Origin of the sequence: Streptomyces sp. NBC_01017, from assembly GCF_045162795.1 — a bacterium.
Taxonomy (GTDB): Bacteria; Actinomycetota; Actinomycetes; order Streptomycetales; family Streptomycetaceae; genus Streptomyces; species Streptomyces machairae.
Window position 1 is genome coordinate 5999344 of the sequence record NZ_CP108683.1, and the last position, 21180, is coordinate 6020523.

General features: G+C 70.9%; 22 protein-coding genes and 1 pseudogene. 8 read left to right on the forward strand and 15 right to left on the reverse strand.

Annotation, left to right across the window (positions count from 1 at the left end; genetic code table 11):
• Positions 1 to 72 precede the first annotated feature (72 nt).
• Positions 73 to 1554, forward strand: coding sequence for an MFS transporter (locus OG331_RS27585; protein ID WP_406200906.1), 1482 nt, complete (start codon positions 73 to 75; stop codon positions 1552 to 1554).
• Here OG331_RS27585 and OG331_RS27590 read toward each other — a convergent pair whose 3' ends face one another.
• Genes OG331_RS27590 through OG331_RS27605 form a run of 4 tightly spaced genes read right to left on the reverse strand, consistent with a single transcriptional unit; the run spans position 1555 to position 3781 of the window.
• Positions 1555 to 2127: a hypothetical protein gene (locus tag OG331_RS27590; RefSeq protein ID WP_406200908.1), complete on the reverse strand. Its 573-nt coding sequence runs from the start codon at positions 2125 to 2127 to the stop codon at positions 1555 to 1557.
• A 49-nt stretch (positions 2128 to 2176) separates the two neighbouring features.
• Positions 2177 to 2728 (reverse strand): DinB family protein, encoded by a 552-nt coding sequence (locus tag OG331_RS27595; RefSeq protein ID WP_406200910.1) that lies wholly within the window; start codon positions 2726 to 2728, stop codon positions 2177 to 2179.
• 26 nt (positions 2729 to 2754) lie between these two features.
• Positions 2755 to 2958: a DUF397 domain-containing protein gene (locus OG331_RS27600; protein ID WP_406200913.1), complete on the reverse strand. Its 204-nt coding sequence runs from the start codon at positions 2956 to 2958 to the stop codon at positions 2755 to 2757.
• On the reverse strand, positions 2942 to 3781 hold the full coding sequence (locus OG331_RS27605; RefSeq protein WP_406200915.1) for a Scr1 family TA system antitoxin-like transcriptional regulator: 840 nt from the start codon (positions 3779 to 3781) through the stop codon (positions 2942 to 2944). Before OG331_RS27605 ends, OG331_RS27600 begins: the two co-directional genes overlap by 17 nt.
• A gap of 115 nt (positions 3782 to 3896) precedes the next feature.
• Here OG331_RS27605 and OG331_RS27610 point away from each other — a divergent pair, with 115 nt between their 5' ends.
• Positions 3897 to 4160, forward strand: coding sequence for a hypothetical protein (locus OG331_RS27610; RefSeq protein ID WP_406200918.1), 264 nt, complete (start codon positions 3897 to 3899; stop codon positions 4158 to 4160).
• Here the strand turns inward: OG331_RS27610 and OG331_RS27615 are convergent.
• The 3 genes from OG331_RS27615 to OG331_RS27625 form a co-directional block, all read right to left on the reverse strand.
• Positions 4157 to 4999: an aldo/keto reductase gene (locus tag OG331_RS27615; RefSeq protein ID WP_406200920.1), complete on the reverse strand. Its 843-nt coding sequence runs from the start codon at positions 4997 to 4999 to the stop codon at positions 4157 to 4159. The two genes, OG331_RS27610 and OG331_RS27615, sit on opposite strands and share 4 nt — an antisense overlap.
• A gap of 43 nt (positions 5000 to 5042) precedes the next feature.
• Positions 5043 to 5990, reverse strand: coding sequence for an N-acetylmuramic acid 6-phosphate etherase (gene murQ / locus OG331_RS27620; protein WP_406200922.1), 948 nt, complete (start codon positions 5988 to 5990; stop codon positions 5043 to 5045).
• Between the two features lie 100 nt (positions 5991 to 6090).
• Positions 6091 to 7011 (reverse strand): MurR/RpiR family transcriptional regulator, encoded by a 921-nt coding sequence (locus OG331_RS27625; RefSeq protein ID WP_406200925.1) that lies wholly within the window; start codon positions 7009 to 7011, stop codon positions 6091 to 6093.
• 63 nt (positions 7012 to 7074) lie between these two features.
• Here OG331_RS27625 and OG331_RS27630 point away from each other — a divergent pair, with 63 nt between their 5' ends.
• On the forward strand, positions 7075 to 7473 hold the full coding sequence (locus OG331_RS27630) for a hypothetical protein (RefSeq protein WP_406210314.1): 399 nt from the start codon (positions 7075 to 7077) through the stop codon (positions 7471 to 7473).
• A gap of 4 nt (positions 7474 to 7477) precedes the next feature.
• Positions 7478 to 7747, forward strand: a complete 270-nt coding sequence (locus OG331_RS27635; protein ID WP_328880862.1) for a DUF4031 domain-containing protein — start codon at positions 7478 to 7480, stop codon at positions 7745 to 7747.
• 73 nt (positions 7748 to 7820) lie between these two features.
• Here OG331_RS27635 and OG331_RS27640 read toward each other — a convergent pair whose 3' ends face one another.
• The 4 genes from OG331_RS27640 to OG331_RS27655 form a co-directional block, all read right to left on the reverse strand.
• Positions 7821 to 8294, reverse strand: a complete 474-nt coding sequence (locus tag OG331_RS27640; protein WP_406200929.1) for a carboxymuconolactone decarboxylase family protein — start codon at positions 8292 to 8294, stop codon at positions 7821 to 7823.
• A 93-nt stretch (positions 8295 to 8387) separates the two neighbouring features.
• Complete coding sequence (locus OG331_RS27645) at positions 8388 to 8819, reverse strand: PPOX class F420-dependent oxidoreductase (RefSeq protein WP_391405699.1); 432 nt, start codon at positions 8817 to 8819, stop codon at positions 8388 to 8390.
• Between the two features lie 40 nt (positions 8820 to 8859).
• Positions 8860 to 9978, reverse strand: coding sequence for a GNAT family N-acetyltransferase (locus tag OG331_RS27650; protein WP_406200932.1), 1119 nt, complete (start codon positions 9976 to 9978; stop codon positions 8860 to 8862).
• Between the two features lie 27 nt (positions 9979 to 10005).
• The gene (locus OG331_RS27655) at positions 10006 to 10668 is read right to left on the reverse strand and encodes an HD domain-containing protein (RefSeq protein ID WP_406200934.1); all 663 of its coding nucleotides are present in this window, start codon (positions 10666 to 10668) and stop codon (positions 10006 to 10008) included.
• Positions 10669 to 11206: 538 nt separating this feature from the next.
• Between OG331_RS27655 and OG331_RS27660 the strand changes: the two genes are divergently transcribed.
• Complete coding sequence (locus OG331_RS27660; RefSeq protein WP_406200936.1) at positions 11207 to 11902, forward strand: copper homeostasis protein CutC; 696 nt, start codon at positions 11207 to 11209, stop codon at positions 11900 to 11902.
• 184 nt (positions 11903 to 12086) lie between these two features.
• Here OG331_RS27660 and OG331_RS27665 read toward each other — a convergent pair whose 3' ends face one another.
• Positions 12087 to 14135: a HelD family protein gene (locus OG331_RS27665; protein WP_406200938.1), complete on the reverse strand. Its 2049-nt coding sequence runs from the start codon at positions 14133 to 14135 to the stop codon at positions 12087 to 12089.
• A 321-nt stretch (positions 14136 to 14456) separates the two neighbouring features.
• On the opposite strand from OG331_RS27665, the gene OG331_RS27670 reads away from it, so the two are divergent.
• Together OG331_RS27670 and OG331_RS27675 are read left to right on the forward strand one after the other, a co-directional pair.
• Entirely contained in the window at positions 14457 to 14636 is a 180-nt protein-coding gene (locus OG331_RS27670) for a hypothetical protein (protein ID WP_328426899.1), read from the forward strand.
• A gap of 109 nt (positions 14637 to 14745) precedes the next feature.
• Positions 14746 to 15468, forward strand: a pseudogene (locus OG331_RS27675) (glycosyltransferase 87 family protein); the annotation flags it as partial.
• Between the two features lie 284 nt (positions 15469 to 15752).
• Here the strand turns inward: OG331_RS27675 and OG331_RS27680 are convergent.
• Positions 15753 to 17393, reverse strand: coding sequence for a DNA repair helicase XPB (locus OG331_RS27680; RefSeq protein ID WP_406200941.1), 1641 nt, complete (start codon positions 17391 to 17393; stop codon positions 15753 to 15755).
• Positions 17394 to 17453: 60 nt separating this feature from the next.
• Here OG331_RS27680 and OG331_RS27685 point away from each other — a divergent pair, with 60 nt between their 5' ends.
• A complete protein-coding gene (locus OG331_RS27685) occupies positions 17454 to 19061 on the forward strand; it encodes a recombinase family protein (protein WP_406200943.1) in 1608 nt (535 codons plus the stop codon).
• Between the two features lie 76 nt (positions 19062 to 19137).
• Here OG331_RS27685 and OG331_RS27690 read toward each other — a convergent pair whose 3' ends face one another.
• Positions 19138 to 19647 carry a hypothetical protein gene (locus OG331_RS27690; protein WP_406200945.1) on the reverse strand — a complete coding sequence of 170 codons (510 nt, stop codon included), beginning with the start codon at positions 19645 to 19647 and terminating at the stop codon, positions 19138 to 19140.
• Positions 19644 to 21128 carry a replication initiator gene (locus tag OG331_RS27695; protein ID WP_406200947.1) on the reverse strand — a complete coding sequence of 495 codons (1485 nt, stop codon included), beginning with the start codon at positions 21126 to 21128 and terminating at the stop codon, positions 19644 to 19646. The genes OG331_RS27690 and OG331_RS27695 overlap by 4 nt, the downstream gene beginning before the upstream one ends.
• Positions 21129 to 21180 lie beyond the last annotated feature (52 nt).

The following is a 21180-nucleotide window of genomic DNA, read 5'->3' on the forward strand; positions in this document are numbered from 1 at the left end:
TCAATCAACTGACTTAAGGTTGCCTTGGTCAATTACGTACCTTCACGTTCGTACGCCGACGGAGGCCCCACCATGTCCCACGCCCCTGCCCCTGCCGCCGAGGCCGGGGGCGGCGCCCCGCCGAGGTCGAACACCGTGGTGGCGGTGCTGGCCTTCGCCGGGATCGTCGTCTCGCTGATGCAGACCCTGGTCATCCCGATCGTCCCCGAGCTGCCCCGGCTGCTCGACGCCCCGGCGTCGGACACCGCCTGGGCGGTCACGGCGACCCTGCTCGCCGCCGCCGTCGCCACGCCGGTGATGGGGCGGCTCGGCGACATGTACGGCAAGAGGCGGATGCTGCTGGTCAGCGTCGTGCTGCTGGTGGGCGGCTCCGTGGTCTGTGCCCTGAGTGACGCGCTGGTCCCGATGATCGTCGGACGGGTGCTCCAGGGCCTGGCCTCCGGGGTGATCCCGCTCGGCATCAGCATCATGCGCGACGAACTCCCCGCCGAACGCCTCGGCTCCGCGACCGCCCTGATGAGCGCCTCCCTCGGCATCGGCGGCGCGCTCGGGCTGCCCGCCGCCGCGCTCATCGCGGACAACTTCGACTGGCACATGTTGTTCTGGACGTCGGCCGGCATGGGGGTCGTGGCGCTGGTGTGCGTGGTGCTGTTCGTGCCCGAGTCGAAGGTGCGCACGGGCGGGCGCTTCGACCTGGTGGGCGGCACGGGGATGGCGGCGGGACTGGTCTGCCTGCTCCTGGCCGTCTCCAAGGGTGCCGACTGGGGCTGGGGCAGTGGTACGACGCTCGGTCTGTTCGTGGCGGCCGTGGTCGTCCTGCTCGCCTGGGGCTGGTGGGAGCTGCGTACCGGGCAGCCGCTGGTCGATCTGCGGACGACCGCCCGGCGTCAGGTGCTGGTCACCAACCTGGCCTCGATCGCCGTGGGCTTCGCGATGTTCGCCATGAGCCTCGTCATCCCGCAGCTCCTCCAGCTTCCTGCGCAGACCGGCTACGGCCTCGGCAAGTCGATGCTGGTCGCGGGCCTGTGCATGGCTCCGTCGGGCCTGGTCATGATGGCGACGGCCCCGGTGTCGGCGGCCATCTCGCGGGCCAAGGGCCCGAAGGTCACGCTGATGATCGGTGTGCTCATCGTCGCCGTCGGTTATGGCCTCAACATCGTCCTGATGTCCGAGGTCTGGCATTTCGTCCTGGTGGCCTGCATCATCGGCGCCGGCGTCGGTTTCGGCTACGGCTCGATGCCCGCCCTCATCATGAGCGCCGTGCCCGCGTCGGAGACGGCCGCCGCGAACAGCCTCAACACGCTGATGCGTTCCCTCGGTACGTCCACCGCGAGCGCCGTCGCGGGAGTGATCCTCGCCCAGATGACGACGGACCTCGGCGGTTACGCCCTCCCGTCCGAGAACGGCTTCAAGGTGGTCCTGGCTGTGGGCGCCGGGGCGGCGCTGCTGGCGTTCGTGGTGGCGTCGTTCATCCCGCGGCAGGCGCCGGCCGGCGCCGGGAAGCCGGTGGCGGAGGGCGTCGCCGAGCAGGTGGGGGCGGCGGCGAAGTCGTAGTCACAGGTTGCCCAGCGGCTCGATGTCGACCTTCACCGGCGTGCCCCACACGCGCAGCACCTCGTAGTCGGTGAACTCGTGCACGAGCCGGTAGGCCATGGCGGGGCGCGGCCCGCGACGCTGGGCGGCGATGTACAGCTCGGCCTCCCGGCGGTCGCGGCGCGGCGTGCCGCACAGCTGCCACTCCTGCCCGTTCCACAGCTCCGGCAGCCAGCGCTGCTGGGGCTGTGGGCGGTCGCCGCGGACGCCGTAGCGGGAGGGGGCGGTGTCGGGGGAGCGGGGGGCCGCCGGGCCGGTGCCGTTGTACTCGGAGCGGCGGGCCGCCCGGCGGCGGGTCTCGCAGAGCAGACAGAGGTCGGGTGCCGCCGCGTCGACCGGGCCGCCCGGGTGCTCCGGGCAGCGGGTGGTCGGGGCGGCACCGGACACGCTCTCGTCCAGAAGGTCGAGAGCGCGCCGCAGGTCCGCCTTGACCTCGTGCAGCTTGGCATCCGGGGTGGTGGCAGTGAGGGCCTCGCCGTGCTCGCCGAGGAGGCGGAGGGCGCGGCCCAGGGCGGTCAGCTGGGCGTGGTTCATGGGTGCCAGTGTGGGCGAAGTCCTCGGCTCTTCGCCAACGACCCCGACGTCAGCCCATGGTCTTCGCCCCGTCCAGGGACTCACGCAGGATGTCGGCGTGCCCGGCGTGCTGGGCGGTCTCCGCGATGATGTGCAGCAGCGTCCTGCGGGCCGACCAGCGAACGCCTGGCTCGAACCACGGGGCCTTGGGGAGCGCGTGGGAAGTGCCCAGGTCGGGCAGGGCGGCGACCAAGTCGTCGGTGCGGTGGGCGACTTTCTCGTACTCGGCCAGCACGCCGGCCAGCGTCTCGCCGGGCAGCATCCGGAAGTTGTCGGCCCGCTTGGCGAAGTCGGCCTCGGTCATGGCGGTGAAGTCGGGCATCGCCGACGGGCCGCGCTGGATGAAGGCGGCCCAGCTCCGTTCCACCGACGTGACGTGCTTGATCAGGCCGCCGATGCACAGCTCGCTGGCGGTGGTCCGCTGCCCGGCCTGCTCGTCGGAGAGGTCGCGGGCGGTGAAGCGCAGGAACTCCCGGTGCTTGGCCAGCGTCTCCAGCAGGTCGGCGCGCTCGTCGGTGACGGTGACGGTGCCTGGGACGGTGTTGTGCGTGGTCTCAGTCATGAGAGACACGCTATGAGCCGACTAGGTCAGATTCTGACCGCATTCACAAAGGCGGCCCAGGCGGATGTGCCGAACATGAGTTTCGGGCCGTGGGGGTGCTTGGAGTCTCGGACGGGGACGAGGGTGGGGAGGTCGTGGGTGACTTCGAGGCAGTCGTTGCCGCCACCGCCGCTGTAGCTGGACTTGTGCCAGGTGGCCGCGCTCAGGTCGTAATCAGGGATGCTCCTCATGGGTGTAATCCTGCGCCAACGTCTCGATCAAGGCTAGGGACTTCTCGGGCGAGAGCGATGAGGCCGTTAGGAGTTCGAAGGTGAACCTCAGTTGGGCGACCGTGGCCGGGTCGTCCTCCAGCCGTCCGGTGCCGGGTCCCTCGAAGTAGACCAGCGGAGGGGCGTCCTGGAAATCCATCAGCTTTAGCGAGCCATCCATTGCCTTGTGTGCTCCCGCACTGAACGGCAGCACCTGCACGATGACCCGGCTCCGGCGGGCCAGGCCGGCGACATGGCGCAGGGCTTCCGCCATCACCTCCTGCCCTCCGGTCTTTCGGCGAAGGGCGGCCTCGTCAAGCACCATCCACAACAGTGGCGTTGTTGGGTGGTCGAGCAGACGCGTCCGTTCCATCCGGCCCGCCACCCACTCGTCGATGGTCTCTTCGGGCGCCGTCGGGTCATACGCGCGGTTCACGGCGTGTGCGTACGCCGGAGTCTGCAACAGCCCCGGGATCAGCAACGGCGCGTACTGCCTGATCGCCGTCGCTTGTGCCTCGGCCTCCGCCGCCTCCGCGAAGTGCTCCGGATACCTGGACTTGTTGGCCGCCTCGCAGTTCCGCTCGAAGAACCCGTTCGTGCCCAGCACCTCGTCCACCAGCGGCGCCACGTCCGGCCGCAGGCGCCGCGTACCCGCCTCCAGTTGGCCCACGAACGTGCCGCTGACGAACAGCTTCTGGCCCAACGCCTCCTGGCTGAGACCCTTCTTCTCGCGTGCGTGACGTAATTCCGCCCCCAGCAGCGCGCGCGGCGACGAGAAAGGGTCGAGGTCTTTGGGTCCCGGCATGGCAGCTCCCGGTCGAACATCGCAGCTGTTGGTGTCCCCCGTCTGGCCAGGCTAGAGCCGCCACCGACACGCTGTGTTGTGAATCGCAAACTCTGCGTGGAGAGGTGAGGCAAACGTGCGGTCGACCGAGGAAGTCGTGCTGTCCCTGCGGGAGGCTCTCAGGGGCGTCGGTGTCGTACTGCCGTCCCTGTCTGTGGACCCGGTGACCGGCGCCGGCGACGAGCCGTTCGCGCTCGTCCAGTTGGGGCGTTGCAATATGCGGACCGCGGAGCGGCTGGCGGCGGTGTTGCGGGGTGAGCCGGTGGAGCCCGCGCCGACGAAGGCGGAGCTGTTGGCGCGGGTGCGGCAGGTCAACCGGGAGGGGAGGCTGCCGCGTTAGGCGGACTCGGCGGCGTGGCTGAGGCGGTCGTACCGGGCCTGGGTGAGGTGGACGGCGTCCGCGCCGAGGTTCTCCTCCAGGTGGGCGAGGCTCGTCGTCCCCGGGATGGGGACGATCACCGGGGAGTGGGCGAGGAGCCAGGCGAGGACGACCTGCGTCGGGGTGGCGTCCAGTTCCTTTGCCACCGCGGCGATTTCGGCCTGCGCACCCGACTGCCCGGCGGCCACCGGCCGCCACGGCAGGAAGGCGATGCCCGCCTCCTCGCAGGCCTTGAGTACGGGCTCGTGCTCGCGGTCGAGGAGGTTGTAGCGGTTCTGGACGCTCGCGATGTCGACGACGGTCCGCGCCTCGGCCAGCTCGGCGGCCGTGACCTCGGACAGGCCGATCCGGCTCACCTTGCCCTCGGCGCGCAGGTCGCGCAGCGCGCCGAGCTGGTCGGGGAGCGGTACGCCGGGGTCGAGCCGGTGGAGCTGGAGCAGCTCGATGCGGTCGAGGCGGAGGCGGCGCAGGGCCTCCTCGACCTGGTCGCGCAGGTCGGCGGGCTCGCCCGCGTGCCGCCAGCCCTCGCCCGAGGTGGTCCGGCGGATACCGACCTTCGTGGCGATCACGAGGTCGGCCGGGTACGGGTGCAGGGCCTCGGCGAGGAGATCCTCGTTCGCTCCCCAGCCGTACAGGTGCGCCGTGTCGATCAGCGTGACGCCCAGTTCGACGGCCCGCCGGGCGACCGCGAGGTGGGCGGCCCGGGCCTCGTCGGTCTCCGGCCGCAGATGCATGGCCCCGAACCCGAGCCGTCGTACTTCCAGATCGCCGCCGATGCGGAAGGTCTTCGGTGCCGTCATGTGGCCACGCTAACAGGGGAGTTGATACGACGGACGGGTCCGGTCACCGCCCGTCCGTGCGCCCGCCCGCACTCATCGCCGCCCGCAGATGACCGTCCGCCGCGTCGAGCAGCCCGTTCGCCGTAGGGCCGTCCACGTCCGCCAGGAGGATCAGGATCGCCGTTTTCACCTCGCCGCCCGCCTCGGTCAGGGCACGCTCGATGTCGGCGTCGTCGGCGCCCGTGGCCAGGGCGACGATGCGGCGGGAGCGGGCCCGTAGCTTGTCGTTGGAAGCGCGGACGTCGACCATCAGGTTTCCGTAGGTCTTGCCCAGGCGGATCATCGTGATCGTCGAGAGCATGTTGAGGACCAGCTTCTGGGCCGTGCCGGCCTTCAGGCGCGTCGAGCCGGTGAGGAGTTCCGGGCCCACGACGATCTCGATGCCGTGCTCGGCGGCCGCCGCCAGGGAGCTGTCCGGGTTGCAGGACAGGCCGATCGTCAATGCGCCCTGCTTGCGCGCGTGTTCGACCGCGCCGATCGCGTACGGCGTGCGCCCGGAGGCGGAGATGCCGACCACCGTGTCGGTGGGGGTGAGCGCGAGGCCGTCGAGGTCGGTGCGGGCGAGGTCCTTGGAGTCCTCGGCGCCCTCGACGGAGACGACCATCGCCTCCGGGCCGCCCGCGATGAGGCCGACGACCCGGGAGGGGTCGGTGTTGAAGGTGGGCGGGCACTCGGAGGCGTCGAGCACGCCGAGGCGGCCGGCGGTGCCCGCGCCCGCGTAGATGAGGCGGCCGCCCCGGGCCATCCGTTCCGCGATGGCGTCGATGGCGGCGGCGATCTGGGGGAGGCGCTGCGCGACGGCGGTGGGTACGGCCGCGTCCTCGCCGTTCATGAGCCGGGCGATGTCGAGGGTGGCGAGACGGTCGATCTCGGCGAGCTCGGGGCGGAACGCCTCGGTCGTCAGGGTCTCCAACTCGGCGCGGAGATCACGGGGGTTGGATGGAGAGGTCATGGCGGAGGCGGCTCTTTCCAGTTTCCGGTGTGCTGTCCGACCCGGAGGAAATGGGGCGGGGGGCCGACCGTCGGGCCTGACCGGCCGTCGGGCCTGCGGTCTATCTGCGGTGCCGATGCGCCAGCGCCTCGTACGACGCGGCCAGCGCAGGCGCAGCCGTGTCGTACGTCCGCTGCGCCACCCCCACGAACAGACAGTCCACGACAAGCAGCTGACTGGTCCGGGACGACATCGCCGCCGGCCGCAGCTCGCTCTCCCGCGCCGTGGACGTCGTGAGGATGTGATCGGCGTACTGGGTGACGGCCCCGTCCGGACGCCCGGTGATCGCGACGGTCGTCGCCCCGTGCTCGAACGCCACCCGCAGCGGCTCGATGACGTCCCCGGTCGACCCGGAGTGGGTGATGGCTATCGCCACGTCACCCGCGCGCAACTGCACCGCGTTCGTCACGGCGAGATGCGGGTCGCTGTGCGCGTGGGCTATGAGCCCTATCCGCAGCAGCTTCTGGACGAGGTCCTGGGCGACCAGCCCGGACGCCCCGACGCCGTACACGTCGATCCGGCGGGCGACGGCGGCAGCCGATACGGCCGCTCCCAGCTGGGCGGTGTCGAGGCCGGCGGCCGTGTCGGCGAGGGTCTGCTGCTCGTCGTAGGCGAGCTTCGCCACCACGTCGGCGATCGGGTCGTCCACCGCGATGTCGGTCGTTATGGCGGGTGCGCGGCCCGACTGCTGCTGGGCGGCGAGGCCGGCGAGGGCGAGGCGCAGATCGCGGTAGCCGGGGTAGCCGAGGAGACGGGCGGTGCGCACGACGGTGGCCTCGCTGGTGCCGGTGAGTTCGGCGAGGCCGGTGACCGTGAGGGCCGCGCAGCCCGCCGGGTCGCTCGCGACCGCTTCGGCGACGCGCTGCATGGAGCGGGTCATCGACGGGGCGAGCGTGCGCACCTTGGCAGCGAGGGCGGCGGGTGCCGGGGCCGGACCGGTCGGCCCCGCACGGCCGAAAGTTTCCTTCACGTTATTGGTCACCTTTGAAAAATATTTCCACCCCGTGCCGTGGTCAAGAGTGCGCACAATAGGACCATGGAACCCATCAGTCCGCTCAGCCCGCTGGAACAGGCGCTGCACACGGCCCGCGCCCTCGTGCTCGCCGACCTGGTCGCGGGCGAGGTCGCCGAGGCGGACGTCGTGTCGCTGGTCGAGGAGTCGGTCGTACAGCGGCGCTGGTGGGTCGAGCAGTGGCCGGACGGCGTGGAATTCGTGGCCGGACTGGTCGCCCAGGACGTGCAGGACGCGCTGCTGGACCGGTTCGGGCGCTGGCCGCTGTGCCCGGTGTGCGGCGCCGGCGACCCGCACGCGCTGGAGGTCGAGCCGGAGCTGGGCCCCGATCCGTACTGGGTGTGCCACAAGGCGGGCGTGAGGGTCGCGGCGGTGGGGTCGCTGGGGGCGGCCGGCACGGGCGGGACGCAGTCGTCGGGAGAGAGCGCGTGACGCCGTGACGATCTACATCGACCCGCCGACCTGGCCGGGACACGGGCGGATGTGGTCGCACCTCGTGAGCGACGTGTCGTACGACGAACTGCACACGTTCGCCGACGGGTTGGGCGTACCGCGGCGGGCCTTCGAGCGGGACCACTACGACGTCCCGTCCCACCGCTACGCCGATGCGGTGCGGGCGGGTGCCGTCGAGGTCAGCAGCCGTGAGGTGGTGCGGCTGTTGCAGGGGGCGGGGTTGCGCAGGCCGAAGGGGCGGGAGGCGGGCTGACGCCGCTCCCTGAAGCCCCCTCGGCTCCGGACGCCGCTCCCTGACGCCCCCTCGGCCCCGGACGCGCTCCCGGCTAGGCGAACTGGCCGGGCTGGTAGTCGCCGGCCGGCTGCTGGATGAGGACGTTCATCCGGTTGAAGGCGTTGATGAGGCCGATCAGGAACACCAGGGAGGCGAGCTGCTCCTCGTCGTAGTGCTTGGCGGCCTTCTCCCAGACCTCGTCCGAGACCCCGCCGGCCGCGTCGGCGATGCGCGTGCCCTCCTCCGCCAGCTCAAGGGCGGCGCGCTCGGCCTCGGTGAAGCAGGTGGCCTCGCGCCAGGCCGCGACCATATTGAGACGCAGCCAGTCCTCTCCTGCGGCGACGGCGTCCTTGCTGTGCATGTCGGTGCAGAAGCCGCAGCCGTTGATCTGGCTGGCGCGGAGCGTCACCAGGTGCTGGGTGGTGACGGGCAGCGTCGAGTCGTGCACCACCTTGCTGGCCGAGGTGATGTGCTTGATGACCTTGCCGGCGCTGGGGATTGCGAAGATGTTCAGTCGGGCGCTCATGGCCAACTCCCTTGCCGTTCGTCGGTGGTTACACAGCTATGACGGACCGGCTCGGAGCGATGTGACATGAGTGGATGTGACCTGAGTCACGGCCTACGGGTTCGGGGTGGAGTGCTCGGCTCGACGCATGGGGTACCAGGACTCCCCGGCGGGCCGGGGCGGGTCCGACAGGTTCCAGCTCCATGAGAGCGTCGGCGTGATGCGCAGGTAGTGGCCCGGCCCCACCATGCCGACCCGCTCCACGGGGCCGTCCGCGACGCCGTACACCCGGATGCCGCGGGCGATGAACGGCTCGACGGAGACCATGTCGTCCACGACGAACGCCACCTTCTCGCGGCCACGGGCGACATTGCGGAACTTGCGCGTGCCGAGGACCTCCTCGCGGGGTCCGCCCACCCAGAAGTGGGTGCCGTCGAACTCCAGGGCCACCGGGACCACGTCGGGCTGCTCGTCCGCGCAGAGGCTGGCCAGACGGGCGAGAGGGTTCGTGGTGAGGTAGGCGATCTCCTCGGCGGTGAACGACATGGCGGCTCCCTGCGGCGGTGCGGGTCGGCTCCGCCCCAGGCTAGGCCGCCGTGGGGTGCCCGCGGCGGACGTAGAGCCGCAGGGAGTCGTCCATGTCGTGCTGCACCTGTGCCGCCCGCTCCTCCTCGACGGTCGTGCGTACGTATCCGGCGCGGGCGACGACGCGTTGTGAGGGGGCGTTCTCGGCGTGGATCGCCGCACACAGGAGGCGCACGTCGTCCCGGGCCAGGGCCCACTCCGACAGCGTGCTCAGCGCCTCGCTCGCGTAGCCGCGTCCGCGAACGCCCTCCACGAGGTCGTAGCCGACCTCGGCCGCGCCCTCCTCGTCGGGGGCGCCGTGAAAGCCGATGCCGCCGACCGCGAGGTCGTCCTCCCGCCGTACGAGGACGAACAGGCCGAACTCGGGGCGGTGCACCCCCTCCTCGTACGCCTTCGACATCATCCCGGCGGCCTCCCGCGTCCCCTCGAAGGGGCCGCCCACGACCCACGTGAACCCGCCGTCGCCGCCCGCGCTCAGGTCGGCGGCGGACGCGGGGGTGACGCCCTGGAGGGTGAGGCGGTCGGTGGGCAGGACGAGGTTGTTGCGCCAGCGCCACTCGGTGACCGGGGCGCGGCCTGGCAGGTCGCCGCGGCCGGTGGCCCAGAGCAGGGTGCGCCAGGGGTCGGGGCCGGGCCGGACGTGCGGAAAGATCGTCGTGAGGACGAACCCGGCCAGCTCGGCGGGCGGTTCGTACGCCACCCCGAGCCCTTCGGCGATGTCATGCGTGTGCAGCAGCACTTCGGCGACGCCCATCGCGGCGAAGCCCTCGCGGTTCGCGCTGCGGAAGGGGTACGGGTGGAAGGCGCGGACCTCGCGCGGGGTGGTGCGGACGGCTGCGGTGAGGAGGGCGCCGGTCGTCTCGATGACGTGGATCAGCCCTTCGTTGCCGGTGCCCTCGTCGAGGGTGATCTCGAAGGGGACGTAGTCGTCCCGGGCGCGGCCGGCCAGGTTGGCGGCGTACGCGATGAGGTCCTCGGCGATGTGGAACGCCGCGTTGCCGCAGCTCCACTCCAGCCGGCCGGCCTTCACCCCGGCCCAGTCCCGGTCCACCGCGGTCCGCAGCAGCGCCACGCTGCTCGCCACGGCCTCCTGTACGCGTTCCCCGCCCATGTCTCGCATGCCGTGCAGGCTACGGCGGCGGCCTTGTCAGAGCGACAGCATTTCCAGCTCGGCGGCGAGGTTGTAGCGGGCGGTTGCCTCCCACTTCTCCTTCCCGTACGGCGTGCTGAACAGGCGTGGCAGGTCCAGGAGTTGGCGCAGGATCGCGGCGCGGCCCTCGCGGAAGGCGTCGTTCGGGACGAAGTGGTACTCCTCGCGGACGGCTGCCGTGTACGCGGCGTACGCGGACGGCGGCGCCGCGAGGATCGCGAGGTCGGCGTCGCACAGGACCTGGCCGTCGGGGTCGTCCGGTGCCGGGTCGTGCGTGACGGTGAGCCGGACCAGACGGGCCACCTCGGCGGTCCGCTCCGCGGGGACGCCGGCTTCCGTGAGGGCGCGTTCGGCGAGGCGGGCCGAGCGCTCCTCGTTCTCCGAGCGGTCGGGGAAGTACACCGCGTCGTGGAACCAGGCGGCGAGCCGCACGACGTCGGGGTCGTCGGCGTGCTCCGCCAACTCGTCGATGCGGTCCAGGACCGCGGTGAGGTGGGTGAGCGTGTGGTAGTGCCGCTGCGGTTCCTGCCAGCGGGTGAGGAGGTTGTCCGCGTAGGGGGTGGGGTCGGGGGTGGTGGAGGGGGAGCGGGTTGCGTCGAGGGCTTGGGTGAAGCGGGTGCGGAGGGTGTTGAGGGCGGCGGGGGTGTGGAGGTCGGCCATGGGGTCATTGTCGCGGGGGTGGCGGGGATTGCCTGGGGGGTGGGGGGGTTTCGAGGGAAGAGGGGTGGGGGGGGTGGCGGTTGGTGCCGGGGTGCGGGTGGGTGGGGGTTGGTCGCGCAGTTCCCCGCGCCCCTGAGGGGTTGCAGCTGGTGTGGGGGAGGGGAGCAGTCTCTGGGCGGCGGGGTGTAGCGCGGGAGGCTCGGGGGTGGTGACCGTTTGTGTCGGGGTGCGGGTGGGTGGGGGTTGGTCGCGCAGTTCCCCGCGCCCCTGAGGGGTTGCAGCCGGCGTGGCCGAAGGGGGTGGCGCCCGGGCGACCCGACGGCCCAGTCCCCCGGCGCGGTACATCGGGGGCGCCGCCACCCTCGTACGGCTGTATGCGGGGCGGCCGGCGCAGGCGGCGTCGTACGCCGGCGGGGGCCGAGGCGGGGGAGCTGAAAATCTTCGGGTGACCCTGCGCATCCTCGGGCGAGCCTCCACCCCGTACCCTTGGATTGGACTAGACCTGTAGCCGTCGTCGAATGCCGAGGAATGGGGTCCCATGAGCAAGCGTGCAGTCCTGGAGGTGATCGCCCTCGGCGTCGAGGACGCGGTCGCCGCCCAGGCCGGGGGTGCGGACCGGCTCGAACTGGTCACCGAGATGGCCGCCGACGGGCTCACCCCGCCGGTCGGGACCTTCGCCGGGATCCGTGCCGCCGTCGACATCGACCTGCGCGTGATGCTGAGGCTGGCGGACGGGTTCGCCGCCGGGGACGTGGCGCGGCTGGTGCGGGTGGCGCGCGAGCTGCGGGACGCCGGGGCGGACGAGTTCGTGCTCGGGTTCCTCGACGCCGACGGCGGGGTGGACCTCGAAGCCGTCGAGCGGGTGGTGAGTGAGCTGGACGGGTGCCGGTGGACCTTCCACCGGGCCATCGACCGGGCCGCCGACCGGGACGCGCTGCGCAAGCAGCTGGACGGCATGCCGGGCCTGGACACCTACCTCACGGCCGGCTCGCCGACCGGCGTCGACGACGGCCTCGCCGTCCTGCTCGCCGAGGCGGCCAGGGTCGGGGAGCCCGGGTACGAGCAGCGGGTCCTCGTGGGCGGCGGGCTGCGCCTCGACCACGTGCCGACCCTGCTGACCGCCGGCATCGACGCCTTCCACATCGGCGGCGCCGCCCGTCCGGACGGCTGGGAGGGGCCGGTGTCGGTGGGTGCGGTGGCCGAGTGGCGGGCTGTGCTGGACGGGGTTTCCTAGGCGGGGAGCCCTGGCGGGGGTGGGTCGCGGCCCGGCGCTGACGGGGGTTCCTCGTCGGCGACGGCACCTGCCACCCCCTCAGGGGCGCGGGGAACTGCGCGACCAGCCCCCACGCACCCGCATCCCGACACAGACCGCCACCACCCCCGACCCCCCGTTCCCGGCCAACCCCCGGAGGGACCCGTCACCCCAACTGCCCCGGCAGCGACCCCCCGTGCACCACCACCAACCCCGACACCGCCCGCGTCAGGGCGACATACAGCCGCCGCAACCCCGTCCGCTCATCCGGCTCCCCGTCCACCACCGCCTGGGGCTCGTCCAGAACGACGTAGTCGTACTCCAGACCCTTCGCGAGCGACGCAGGCACCAGCGTCAACCGGGTCTGCTGGGTCGTCTCCTCGCCGGGTGCCAGATACGTGATCCCCGCCGCAGCGAGCCCCTCCGCCAGCACCGCAACCCGCGCATCCGCGGCGATCAGCCCGATCGACCCCTCCCGGCGCAGCAACTCCCCGCACGCGGCGATGACTTCCGACGCCTCCGACACCTCACGGACCTCGAAGAACCCCGCGTTCTCACGGATCGACGCCACCGGCGTCAGGCCGGGCGCGATGTGGGGGAGGAGGCGGGAGGCGTAGGCGATGACGTCCGTCGGGACGCGGAAACCGGCCGTCAGCTCCTCGATGACCCCCTCCGACTTGCCGAGGTGGGCCAACGCCTCGTCCCAGCTCCGCGTCGCCCAGGGGGTCGTACCCTGCGCCAGATCCCCCAGCACCGTCGCCGAACCCGTCGTGCAACGCCGGCCCACCGCCCGGTACTGCATCGGCGAGAGATCCTGCGCCTCGTCGAGCACGACATGCCCGAGGGACGACGTACGCGCCACGATGTCGTTCGCCTCGTCGATCAGCACCGCATCCGCCGCGGACCACTTGGCGGCCTTCACCGACCGCGCCGGCTTCGCCCACAGGATCGTCTTCTGCTCGTCCGCGTCGAGGACCCCGGCCGCATGCTCGGCCAGGAAGTCCGCGTCGGCGAGCAGCCGCAGCACCAGCTTCGCCGGATCGACCGGCGGCCAGATCGCCTTGACGGCGGCCTTCACCGCGCTGTTGCGGGCCACCGCGTCCTGCACCCGGTCGTCCGGCGCCTCCCCCGAGCGCTCCATCTGCACCAGCACGGCGTGCGCGATGCGCTGCGGGAGGGCCTCGCGGGCGGCGCCGTAGCGGATGTCGCGGGCGAGCAACTCACGGACGGTCTCTTCGAGTTCGTACGCCGGGACGCGCCAGCGACGGGATCCGCGTACGACGACCACCGGCTCCGTCGGCATGGTGACGTGCGCGTACACAGCGCGCCGCAGCACCTCCGCCATCCTCGCGTCGCCCTTGATGACGGCCGCCGCCGCGTCGTCCGTCCCGCGCACCTCGACGTGCGCCACGAGGTCGTCCACCGTCGCCTGCCGGACGCTCAACTCGCCCAGCGCCGGGAGGACTTGCTCGATGTAGTGCAGGAAGGACCTGTTCGGCCCGATGACGAGCGTGCCGGTGCGGGCGAGCCGCTCGCGGTGGGCGTAGAGCAGATAGGCCACCCGGTGCAGGCCCACCGCCGTCTTCCCCGTGCCCGGACCGCCCTGCACGCACACCGTGCCGCCGAGCCCGGACCGTACGATCTCGTCCTGCTCCGGCTGGATCGTCGCCACGATGTCCCGCATCGGGCCCACGCGCGGGCGCTCGATCTCCTGCTGGAGCAGCTTGCTGGTGCGGGCGGCCTCCGCCGGGTCGGAGAGGTGCTCGTCCTCGTACGCGGTGAGGTCACCGCCCGTGTAGCCGAAGCGGCGGCGCAGCGCGATGTCCATCGGGTCCTTCTTCGACGCCCGGTAGAACGGCTGGGACACCGGCGCCCGCCAGTCGATGACCATCGGGTCGCCCTCGGCGTCGTGCACATGCCGGCGCCCGATGTAGAAGCGCTCGCCCTCCGCGCCCTCGGCCTCCGCGGCGCCGGGGGCGTGCAGGTAGTCGAGCCGGCCGAAGAACAGCGGGGTGTCGCTGAGGTCGGCCAGCGCCTTGATGCGGTCGTCGATCTGGCGGGCGAGAACCTCGGCGTTGACCCAGTTCGCGGTGACGTCGCTGATGTCGAGGGACTCGACGTCCTCGCGCATGGCACGCAGGGCGGAACGGGACACGGCCAGGTGGGAGCGCTCTCGCGAGAGCGGGTCGAGCGGGTCGTCGGCGCGCGTGGACAAGGGGGTGCCTCCGGAGGGACCTACAGGTAGGTGATCGAGAGAGCCGACCGGTTTCCGTCCGGGCGGCGGCACTCCGCGGGGGAGGCGGGCAAGAGCGGAGATTTTAGGCGAAGGGGAAAGGCAATCGCCAACGAATATTCCGGCCCCCATCCGGCCCCATCCGGCACTCGTTCCTCCCCCGCCCCGGCCCCCGTCCGCCCCCTAGGGGACGCGGCCTCTTCCCTGGGGGGAGGGCATCCGCCCGGAGGTGTACGGCGTCAGCACGCCGCTTCGGTCCGCAGGCCGATGCCGTCTTTATGTCTGCGGATCCATCATGGAGACATGAGCGCAGCAACCATCCAACCAGCACCCGTGGGCCCCCGCGGAGCCACAGCGCTTCAGGGGCACCACCATCATCGCCTCGGTGAAGCCCTGCGTGCCGTCAAGGTGTTCGCAGGTGCGGCCTTCGACGTGATCGTCCTCGGTGAGTACGGCGAGGAGGCGGGCGTCCGCCGCAAGTGACGCCTAGGGTCACCGAGTGACCCGCCGATCACATTCCGCAACTGCCTACTGCCTTCTGGCGGTTTCCCTCCTCGCTCTCACGGCACTCTGCACCCACCAGCCCCTCCCGATGGCCGACGCGCTGGTCTACCGGGCGGAAGGCGAAGCCGTCCTCCGCGGCGAGGATCTCTATGGCTTCACCGTCACGCAGTGGCAGCTCCCCGCCACTTATCCGCCCTTCGCGGCGCTCCTCTTCGTCCCGGCGGCGCTGATCCCCCTCGCCGCCCTCAAGGCGACCTTCCTGGCGGGCAACGCGCTCATGCTCGCCGTGCTGGTCCACCTCTCCGCCCGGCTGGCGGGCGGCCCCGCGAAGCTCCGCCTGCCCGCCCTGTGCGCCGGCACCGCAGCGGCCCTCTGGCTGGAGCCGGTCCTCCAGACGATCCTCTTCGGCCAGATCAACCTCGCCCTGGTCTGCCTGGTGCTGTGGGATCTCACCCGTCCGACGGGCGCCCGCTGGAAGGGCGCCGCGGTCGGCATCGCCGCCGGCATCAAACTGACTCCGGCGATCTTCATCGCGTATCTGCTGCTGCGCGGGCGGCGCCGGGAGGCAGGCACGGCCGCAGCGGCCCTCGCGGGGACGGTCGCGCTGGGCGCCCTCGCCCTTCCCTCCGCGAGCCTCGACTACTGGACCCGCCGCCTCTACGAGACGGACCGCGTGGGCAAGGTCTGGATCGTCGACAACCAGTCCCTGCACGGGATGGTCGCCCGGGCCCTGGGCGACCCGGCGCCGGGCCTCGTCTGGGCTCTCCCGGCCGCCGCGGTCACGGTCACCGGCCTGTGGCTGGCGGCGCGGGCCGCCGAGGAGAGCCACGCGATCCTCCTGACGGCCTTCACCGCCCTGCTCGTCTCGCCGATCAGCTGGTCCCACCACTGGGTGTGGTGCGTCCCGCTGGCCGCCGTACTGCTGACGGAGGGCCGCCCCCGCCTCGCGGCGGCAACGGCCCTCCTGTTCACGACCCGCACGATATGGCTGCTCCCCCACGAGGGCGCCCGGGACCTCCGACTGCCCTGGTGGCAGCAGCCATGGGCGTCGCCGTACGCGCTCTGCGCGCTGCTCGGCCTCGCCCTCCTGCTCGGCTACCCCTCCGCCAGGATCTCGTCCGCGTCCACGATCCGGTACGCGTACCCCTGCTCCGCCAGGAAGCGCTGGCGGTGGGCGGCGAAGTCCTGGTCGATCGTGTCGCGGGCGACGACTGAGTAGAAGTGGGCCTTGTGGCCGTCGGCCTTCGGGCGCAGGACGCGGCCGAGGCGCTGGGCCTCCTCCTGGCGGGAACCGAAGGTGCCCGAGACCTGGATGGCGACCGTGGCCTCCGGCAGGTCGATGGAGAAGTTCGCGACCTTGGAGACGACGAGGACGCTGATCTCGCCCTCCCGGAAGGCGTCGAAGAGCTTCTCGCGCTGGGCGTTGGAGGTCTCGCCCTTGATGACCGGGGCGTTCAGATGCTCGCCCAGTTCGTCGAGCTGGTCGATGTACTGGCCGATGACCAGGATCTGCTGCCCGGCGAACCGGCGGACGATGGCCTCCGTGACCTTCCGCTTGGTGTCGGTCGTCGCGCAGAAGCGGTACTTCTCCTCCTGCTCGGCGGTGGCGTACGCGAGCCGCTCGGCGTCGGTGAGATTGACGCGGACCTCGACGCAGTCGGCGGGCGCGATGTAGCCCTGCGCCTCGATCTCCTTCCAGGGCGCGTCGAACCGCTTCGGGCCGATCAGGGAGAAGACGTCCGACTCGCGGCCGTCCTCACGCACCAGGGTCGCGGTCAGGCCCAGGCGGCGGCGGGCCTGGAGGTCCGCGGTGAACTTGAAGACCGGCGCCGGCAGCAGGTGCACCTCGTCGTAGAGGATCAGGCCCCAGTCCCGGGAGTCGAAGAGCTCCAGGTGCGGATAGACACCCTTCCGCTTCGTCGTCAGCACCTGGTACGTGGCGATGGTGACCGGGCGGATCTCCTTCTTCGTACCGCTGTACTCGCCGATCTCCTCCTCGGTGAGCGACGTCCGCTTCACCAGCTCGTGCTTCCACTGCCGGGCCGAGACGGTGTTCGTGACGAGGATGAGGGTCGTCGACTTCGCCTGGGCCATGGAACCGGCGCCGACGAGGGTCTTGCCGGCACCGCACGGCAGCACCACGACCCCGCTGCCGCCGTGCCAGAAGTTCTCCACGGCCTGCTTCTGGTAGGGCCTGAGCGCCCACCCGTCCTCGTTCAGCTCGATCGGGTGTGCCTCGCCGTCGACGTACCCGGCGAGGTCCTCGGCCGGCCAGCCCAGCTTCAGCAGCGTCTGCTTGATCTGGCCGCGCTCGGAAGGGTGCACGGCGACGGTGTCCGGGTCGATGCGGGTGCCGACGAGCGGCGCGACCCGCTTCGAGCGCAGCACCTCCTCCAGGACCGGGCGGTCGGTGGTGGTGAGGACGAGGCCGTGCGTCGGGTGCTTGGAGAGCGTCAGACGGCCGTAGCGGTCCATCGTGTCGGCGATGTCGACGAGCAGCGCGTGCGGCACGGGGTAGCGGCTGTACGTGACCAGCGCGTCCACGACCTGCTCGGCGTCGTGTCCGGCCGCGCGGGCGTTCCACAGGCCGAGCGGTGTCACCCGGTAGGTGTGGATGTGCTCGGGTGCCCGCTCCAGCTCCGCGAACGCGGCGATCGCCCGACGGCACTCATCGGCCCGCTCGTGATCGACTTCCAGGAGCAGGGTCTTGTCCGACTGGACGATTAGGCAGGACACACATACCTCCGGAGATAAGGTCGTCTCATGACAGAAACAACGCCTGTCACAGCACGGGCTATGCCCCGTGCCCGACGCCGGAAGGGCGTCCCGGCCAGCGCGCCGGGGATGCGCGCCGCTATCTATGTTCGCCTATCGCGCGAGACCGACGAGACGACTTCGCCGGACCGCCAGCGCGCGGCTTGTGAAGCGCTGTGCGAGGCACGCGGCTGGGAGGTCGTAGCCGCCGAGGAAGACATCGATGTCTCGGGCTTCTCGCGCGGGCTCGACCGACCGGGACTGCAACGCATCCTGACCAGGCTCGCCGAGCTGGACGTGATCGTGTTCTTCAAGATCGACCGGCTTGCGCGCTCGACGGTCGACTTCGCGGAGATCATGCGACTCGCCGAGCACCAGAGCGTTGCGCTCGCGTCGGCGACGGAGCCGCTCGACCTCACGTCGTCCATGGGTCGGGCCATGGCGAAGGTGATCGCGGTCTTCGCTGAGCTGGAGTCCGACACCATCGGGATGCGGGTGTCCAGCGCGCACGAGCACCTGCGCCGTGAGGGCCGCTACACCGGTGGGCGGGTTCCGTACGGGTACATGGTCGTCCCCAACCCCAACGGGGCAGGCAAAGTCCTTGCGGTCAACGAGGACGAGGCCAAGACGATCAAGCGGATCGTGGAGCGGGTCCTGACCAAGGACTCGCTTATGCAGATCATCAACGACCTCAACAAGGCGGGCGTCCCGTCGCCCGGCCACTCCTCACGCCAGACCACGGGCAACCGCAGCGCCTCCAAGCAGTGGTACACGACGACGCTGCGGAGTTTGCTGGGCAACCCCCAGTTGCTCGGCCAGGTCATCGAGGACGGAAAGCCGATCCTGCGGACGGACGGTCTGCCCCTGGTCAACCGCCCTCCGATCCTCGACACGGACACCTGGCAGGCGCTCCAGGACGAGTTGGAGCGCCGTGCCAATCCCGGTGAGAAGCGCCGAGAGGGGACGTCGCTGCTGCGCGGCATCATGCACTGCGGAGTCTGCGGCGAGCGCATGTACACCTTCAGCGGGCGCAACGGTCAGCTTCGGTACCGGTGCATCGGCCCTCTGAAGTACCGCCAGCGGGCGGCGAAGGGGGAGGAGAAGCCGGGCGTGAAATGCTACGGGCCGACCGTGGCGGGGGTGACCACCGAGGAGCACGTCACCGAGAAGTTCCTCGCGAAGTACGGGCACCTTTCCGTGATGCGGATGGTTCAGGAGGCGGGCGAGGACTTCCGCCCGCAGATCAGGCAGGCCGAGGAAGCGTTGGCCGATCTGCAAAAGGATCGCTACGACCGGGGCCTGTTCAGGGGCGACGACGGAGCGATCCGGTACGCGGAGCAGTACGCCAAGCTGGAGGAGCGAGTAGCGACCCTGAAGGAGAGGCAGCGAACGGCGAAGCCGGGCGGCGTGAAGGCGGAGCCGACCGGAGAGACGCACGCCGAGCAGTGGAAGCGCTCGGACGTGGCAGGTAAGCGAGATTTGCTGTTGAACGCGGGCGGCTACGTGGAGGTGGCACCCGCGCGGCGTGGCGGCAAGAAGCTGGACACGTCGCGTCTGTCGGTGTTCTTCGGCGAGGAGGGGCACATGCGGCGGGCGGCAGCGGCGAAGGAGAGCGAACAGGAGACCGAGGCGGCTGACAGCCAGGGCTGACGCCGACGTCACCGGACACACGCAGCGGCGCCCCCACCGGACGGACGAGGTGGGGGCGCTGCTGTCTGTTTGCAGGTCAGATGGCGTGCTGGTCGGGGTTGTGCCAAGGGCCGATGACCTTGATAGAGGGGCGGCAATACGACAGCGCCGCGCCGTCACGGGTTGTGAACTCGACTGTCTCTGCAACGAGTTCGCAGAGGGCGTCCCCATCCGTCTCGGACAGTGCCGTCCTCAGCGTGGGGACAGACTCTGCCAGGTCCCATGAGGCGGAACTGAGGCGGAAGCCACCGAGGGCGTATGCCTCGGCGAGGCGGAACGAGAGCCGAGTACTGGGCTGGAGTTCATAGCGAGGTGCGGCTGTCAGCAGGCCGGCCCTGATGGATTCGGGGCCGGGGATGACGACCCGCATGGAGGTTGATCGGGGCAGCACTTCAAAGTGGTTGGCTTTGTGGCTGTCATGGGACGGCGATTGCCTGCCGAAGAGCTGCCCGATGACCGTGGCGATTTCCTCAGTCCCAGTGGAGACACGCCAGGAGCCTTTGCCGCAGTGGAAGCGGCCGACGAAGGTTGTTTTGCGGTTGGTCATGAGAAATCCCCCTCCTGCTTGAGGCGTTGGGTGTGGGCTATGTCGTGGCGGACTTGGGCGGCGAGGAGTTCTTCGCCGGGGCGGTAGCCGCTGCCGAGGTAGGTCCACGCGGCAGCGGTGACGAGAGTGGTGTGTTCGTCAGTGGTGGGGAGGCCGGCGCGGGCGCGGGCGGCGTCTGCTTGGGCGTGGCGCCAGGCGCGGCGGACGTCGCGGAGTGCGCCGAGGGTGGTGGAGTAGGCGCGGGATTTGGTGGAGAAGTGGCCGCGGAAGCCGAGCATGTGGGCCCACTTCCAGAGCTTGAGGTGGGCGAATTCCGGGAGGTGGCCGAGGGCCCAGGCGGTGCGGATGATCTGCCGTACGTGTTGTTGTACGGGCAGGGCTTTGATGGGTTCGGCTTGTCCGGTGCCGTCGCAGTCGGTGCACCGGTCGTGGAAGTGGTCGGGACCGCGTACGTAGCCGCGCCCGGCGCAGGGACGGCACATCAGGGTGCGGTCTACCGTTCCCGCGCCTTCAGCGTTCTTGGTCGCGTACTTGGCGACGTATCCGGCGACCTTAGATTCTGTGTACTCGGCAACGCGGGCGTCGGTGAGATCGCCGTCGCCCAGGGCGGTGATGGGGTCCACCTTGTACCGGCGGCCCCAGGCGATGACGCGTTCGCCGATGGCGTCGGAGGTGAGGGTGAGCCGGGCGCGATCGACCGCCAGGCCGACGGCGGCGTTGAGGGCGTCGAAGGTGGCCCAGGGCGGGGGCTCGGTCGTGTGGCCGTCGGGTCCGTCGAAGCGGATCACGGCGTGGAAGTGGACCAGGCCGCGTTTTTGGTATTCGGCGACCTTGGCGAAGGAGATGCGCAGGGCGGCGTTGAGTCCCTTCTGGGTCATGCCGAGGTGTTCGGCGAGGGCGCGGCGGAGGTAGGTGGTGAAGCGCGCCCACAGCTGCCCGGCGTGTGCGTTCCACAGCACGGCGCCCGCGTAGTCATACGACGCCGGGGCCAACGGGGTGCCGAGTTCGGGGGCGTCTTCGGTGTGGGTGTCGCCGCAGGCGCAGGGCCGGGGCTTGCCCGCATCAGTGGTGGGGTGGTTGTGGACGGGGCCGAAGGAGGGGGCGGTGAGGGTGACGAAGGCGCGGGGGTGATCGCGGACGGATTCGGCGACGTTCTTGCCGCCGGAGAGTCCGGCCTTGATCAGGTGGTAGGTATCGGCGGCGTAGACGCGGGAGCAGGCGGTGCAGCGGGAGGCGCGGCGGTTGCCGCAGGTGGTCAGCAGGCGTCCGGAGGGTTCGTTTTCGGAGCGGTAGGAGCGGACTACTTCTTTGGTGGTCTGGTCGGTGGCGATCGTGAAGCCGTGGAGGTTGACGGGAGTGGTGCAGCCGCGCAGTTCGCGGACCTGCTCTTGGACGCGGTTGAAGTCGTGGGTGTTGGCGAGTTCGATCAGGTCCCGCAGGCCAGGGCTGATCACGTGACGCAGGTCCAGTTGACGGCGCATGGGTGGCGGGGTCTCCCTTCTGGCGCGAGCGTGGGACCTGCGGGCAGCAGCG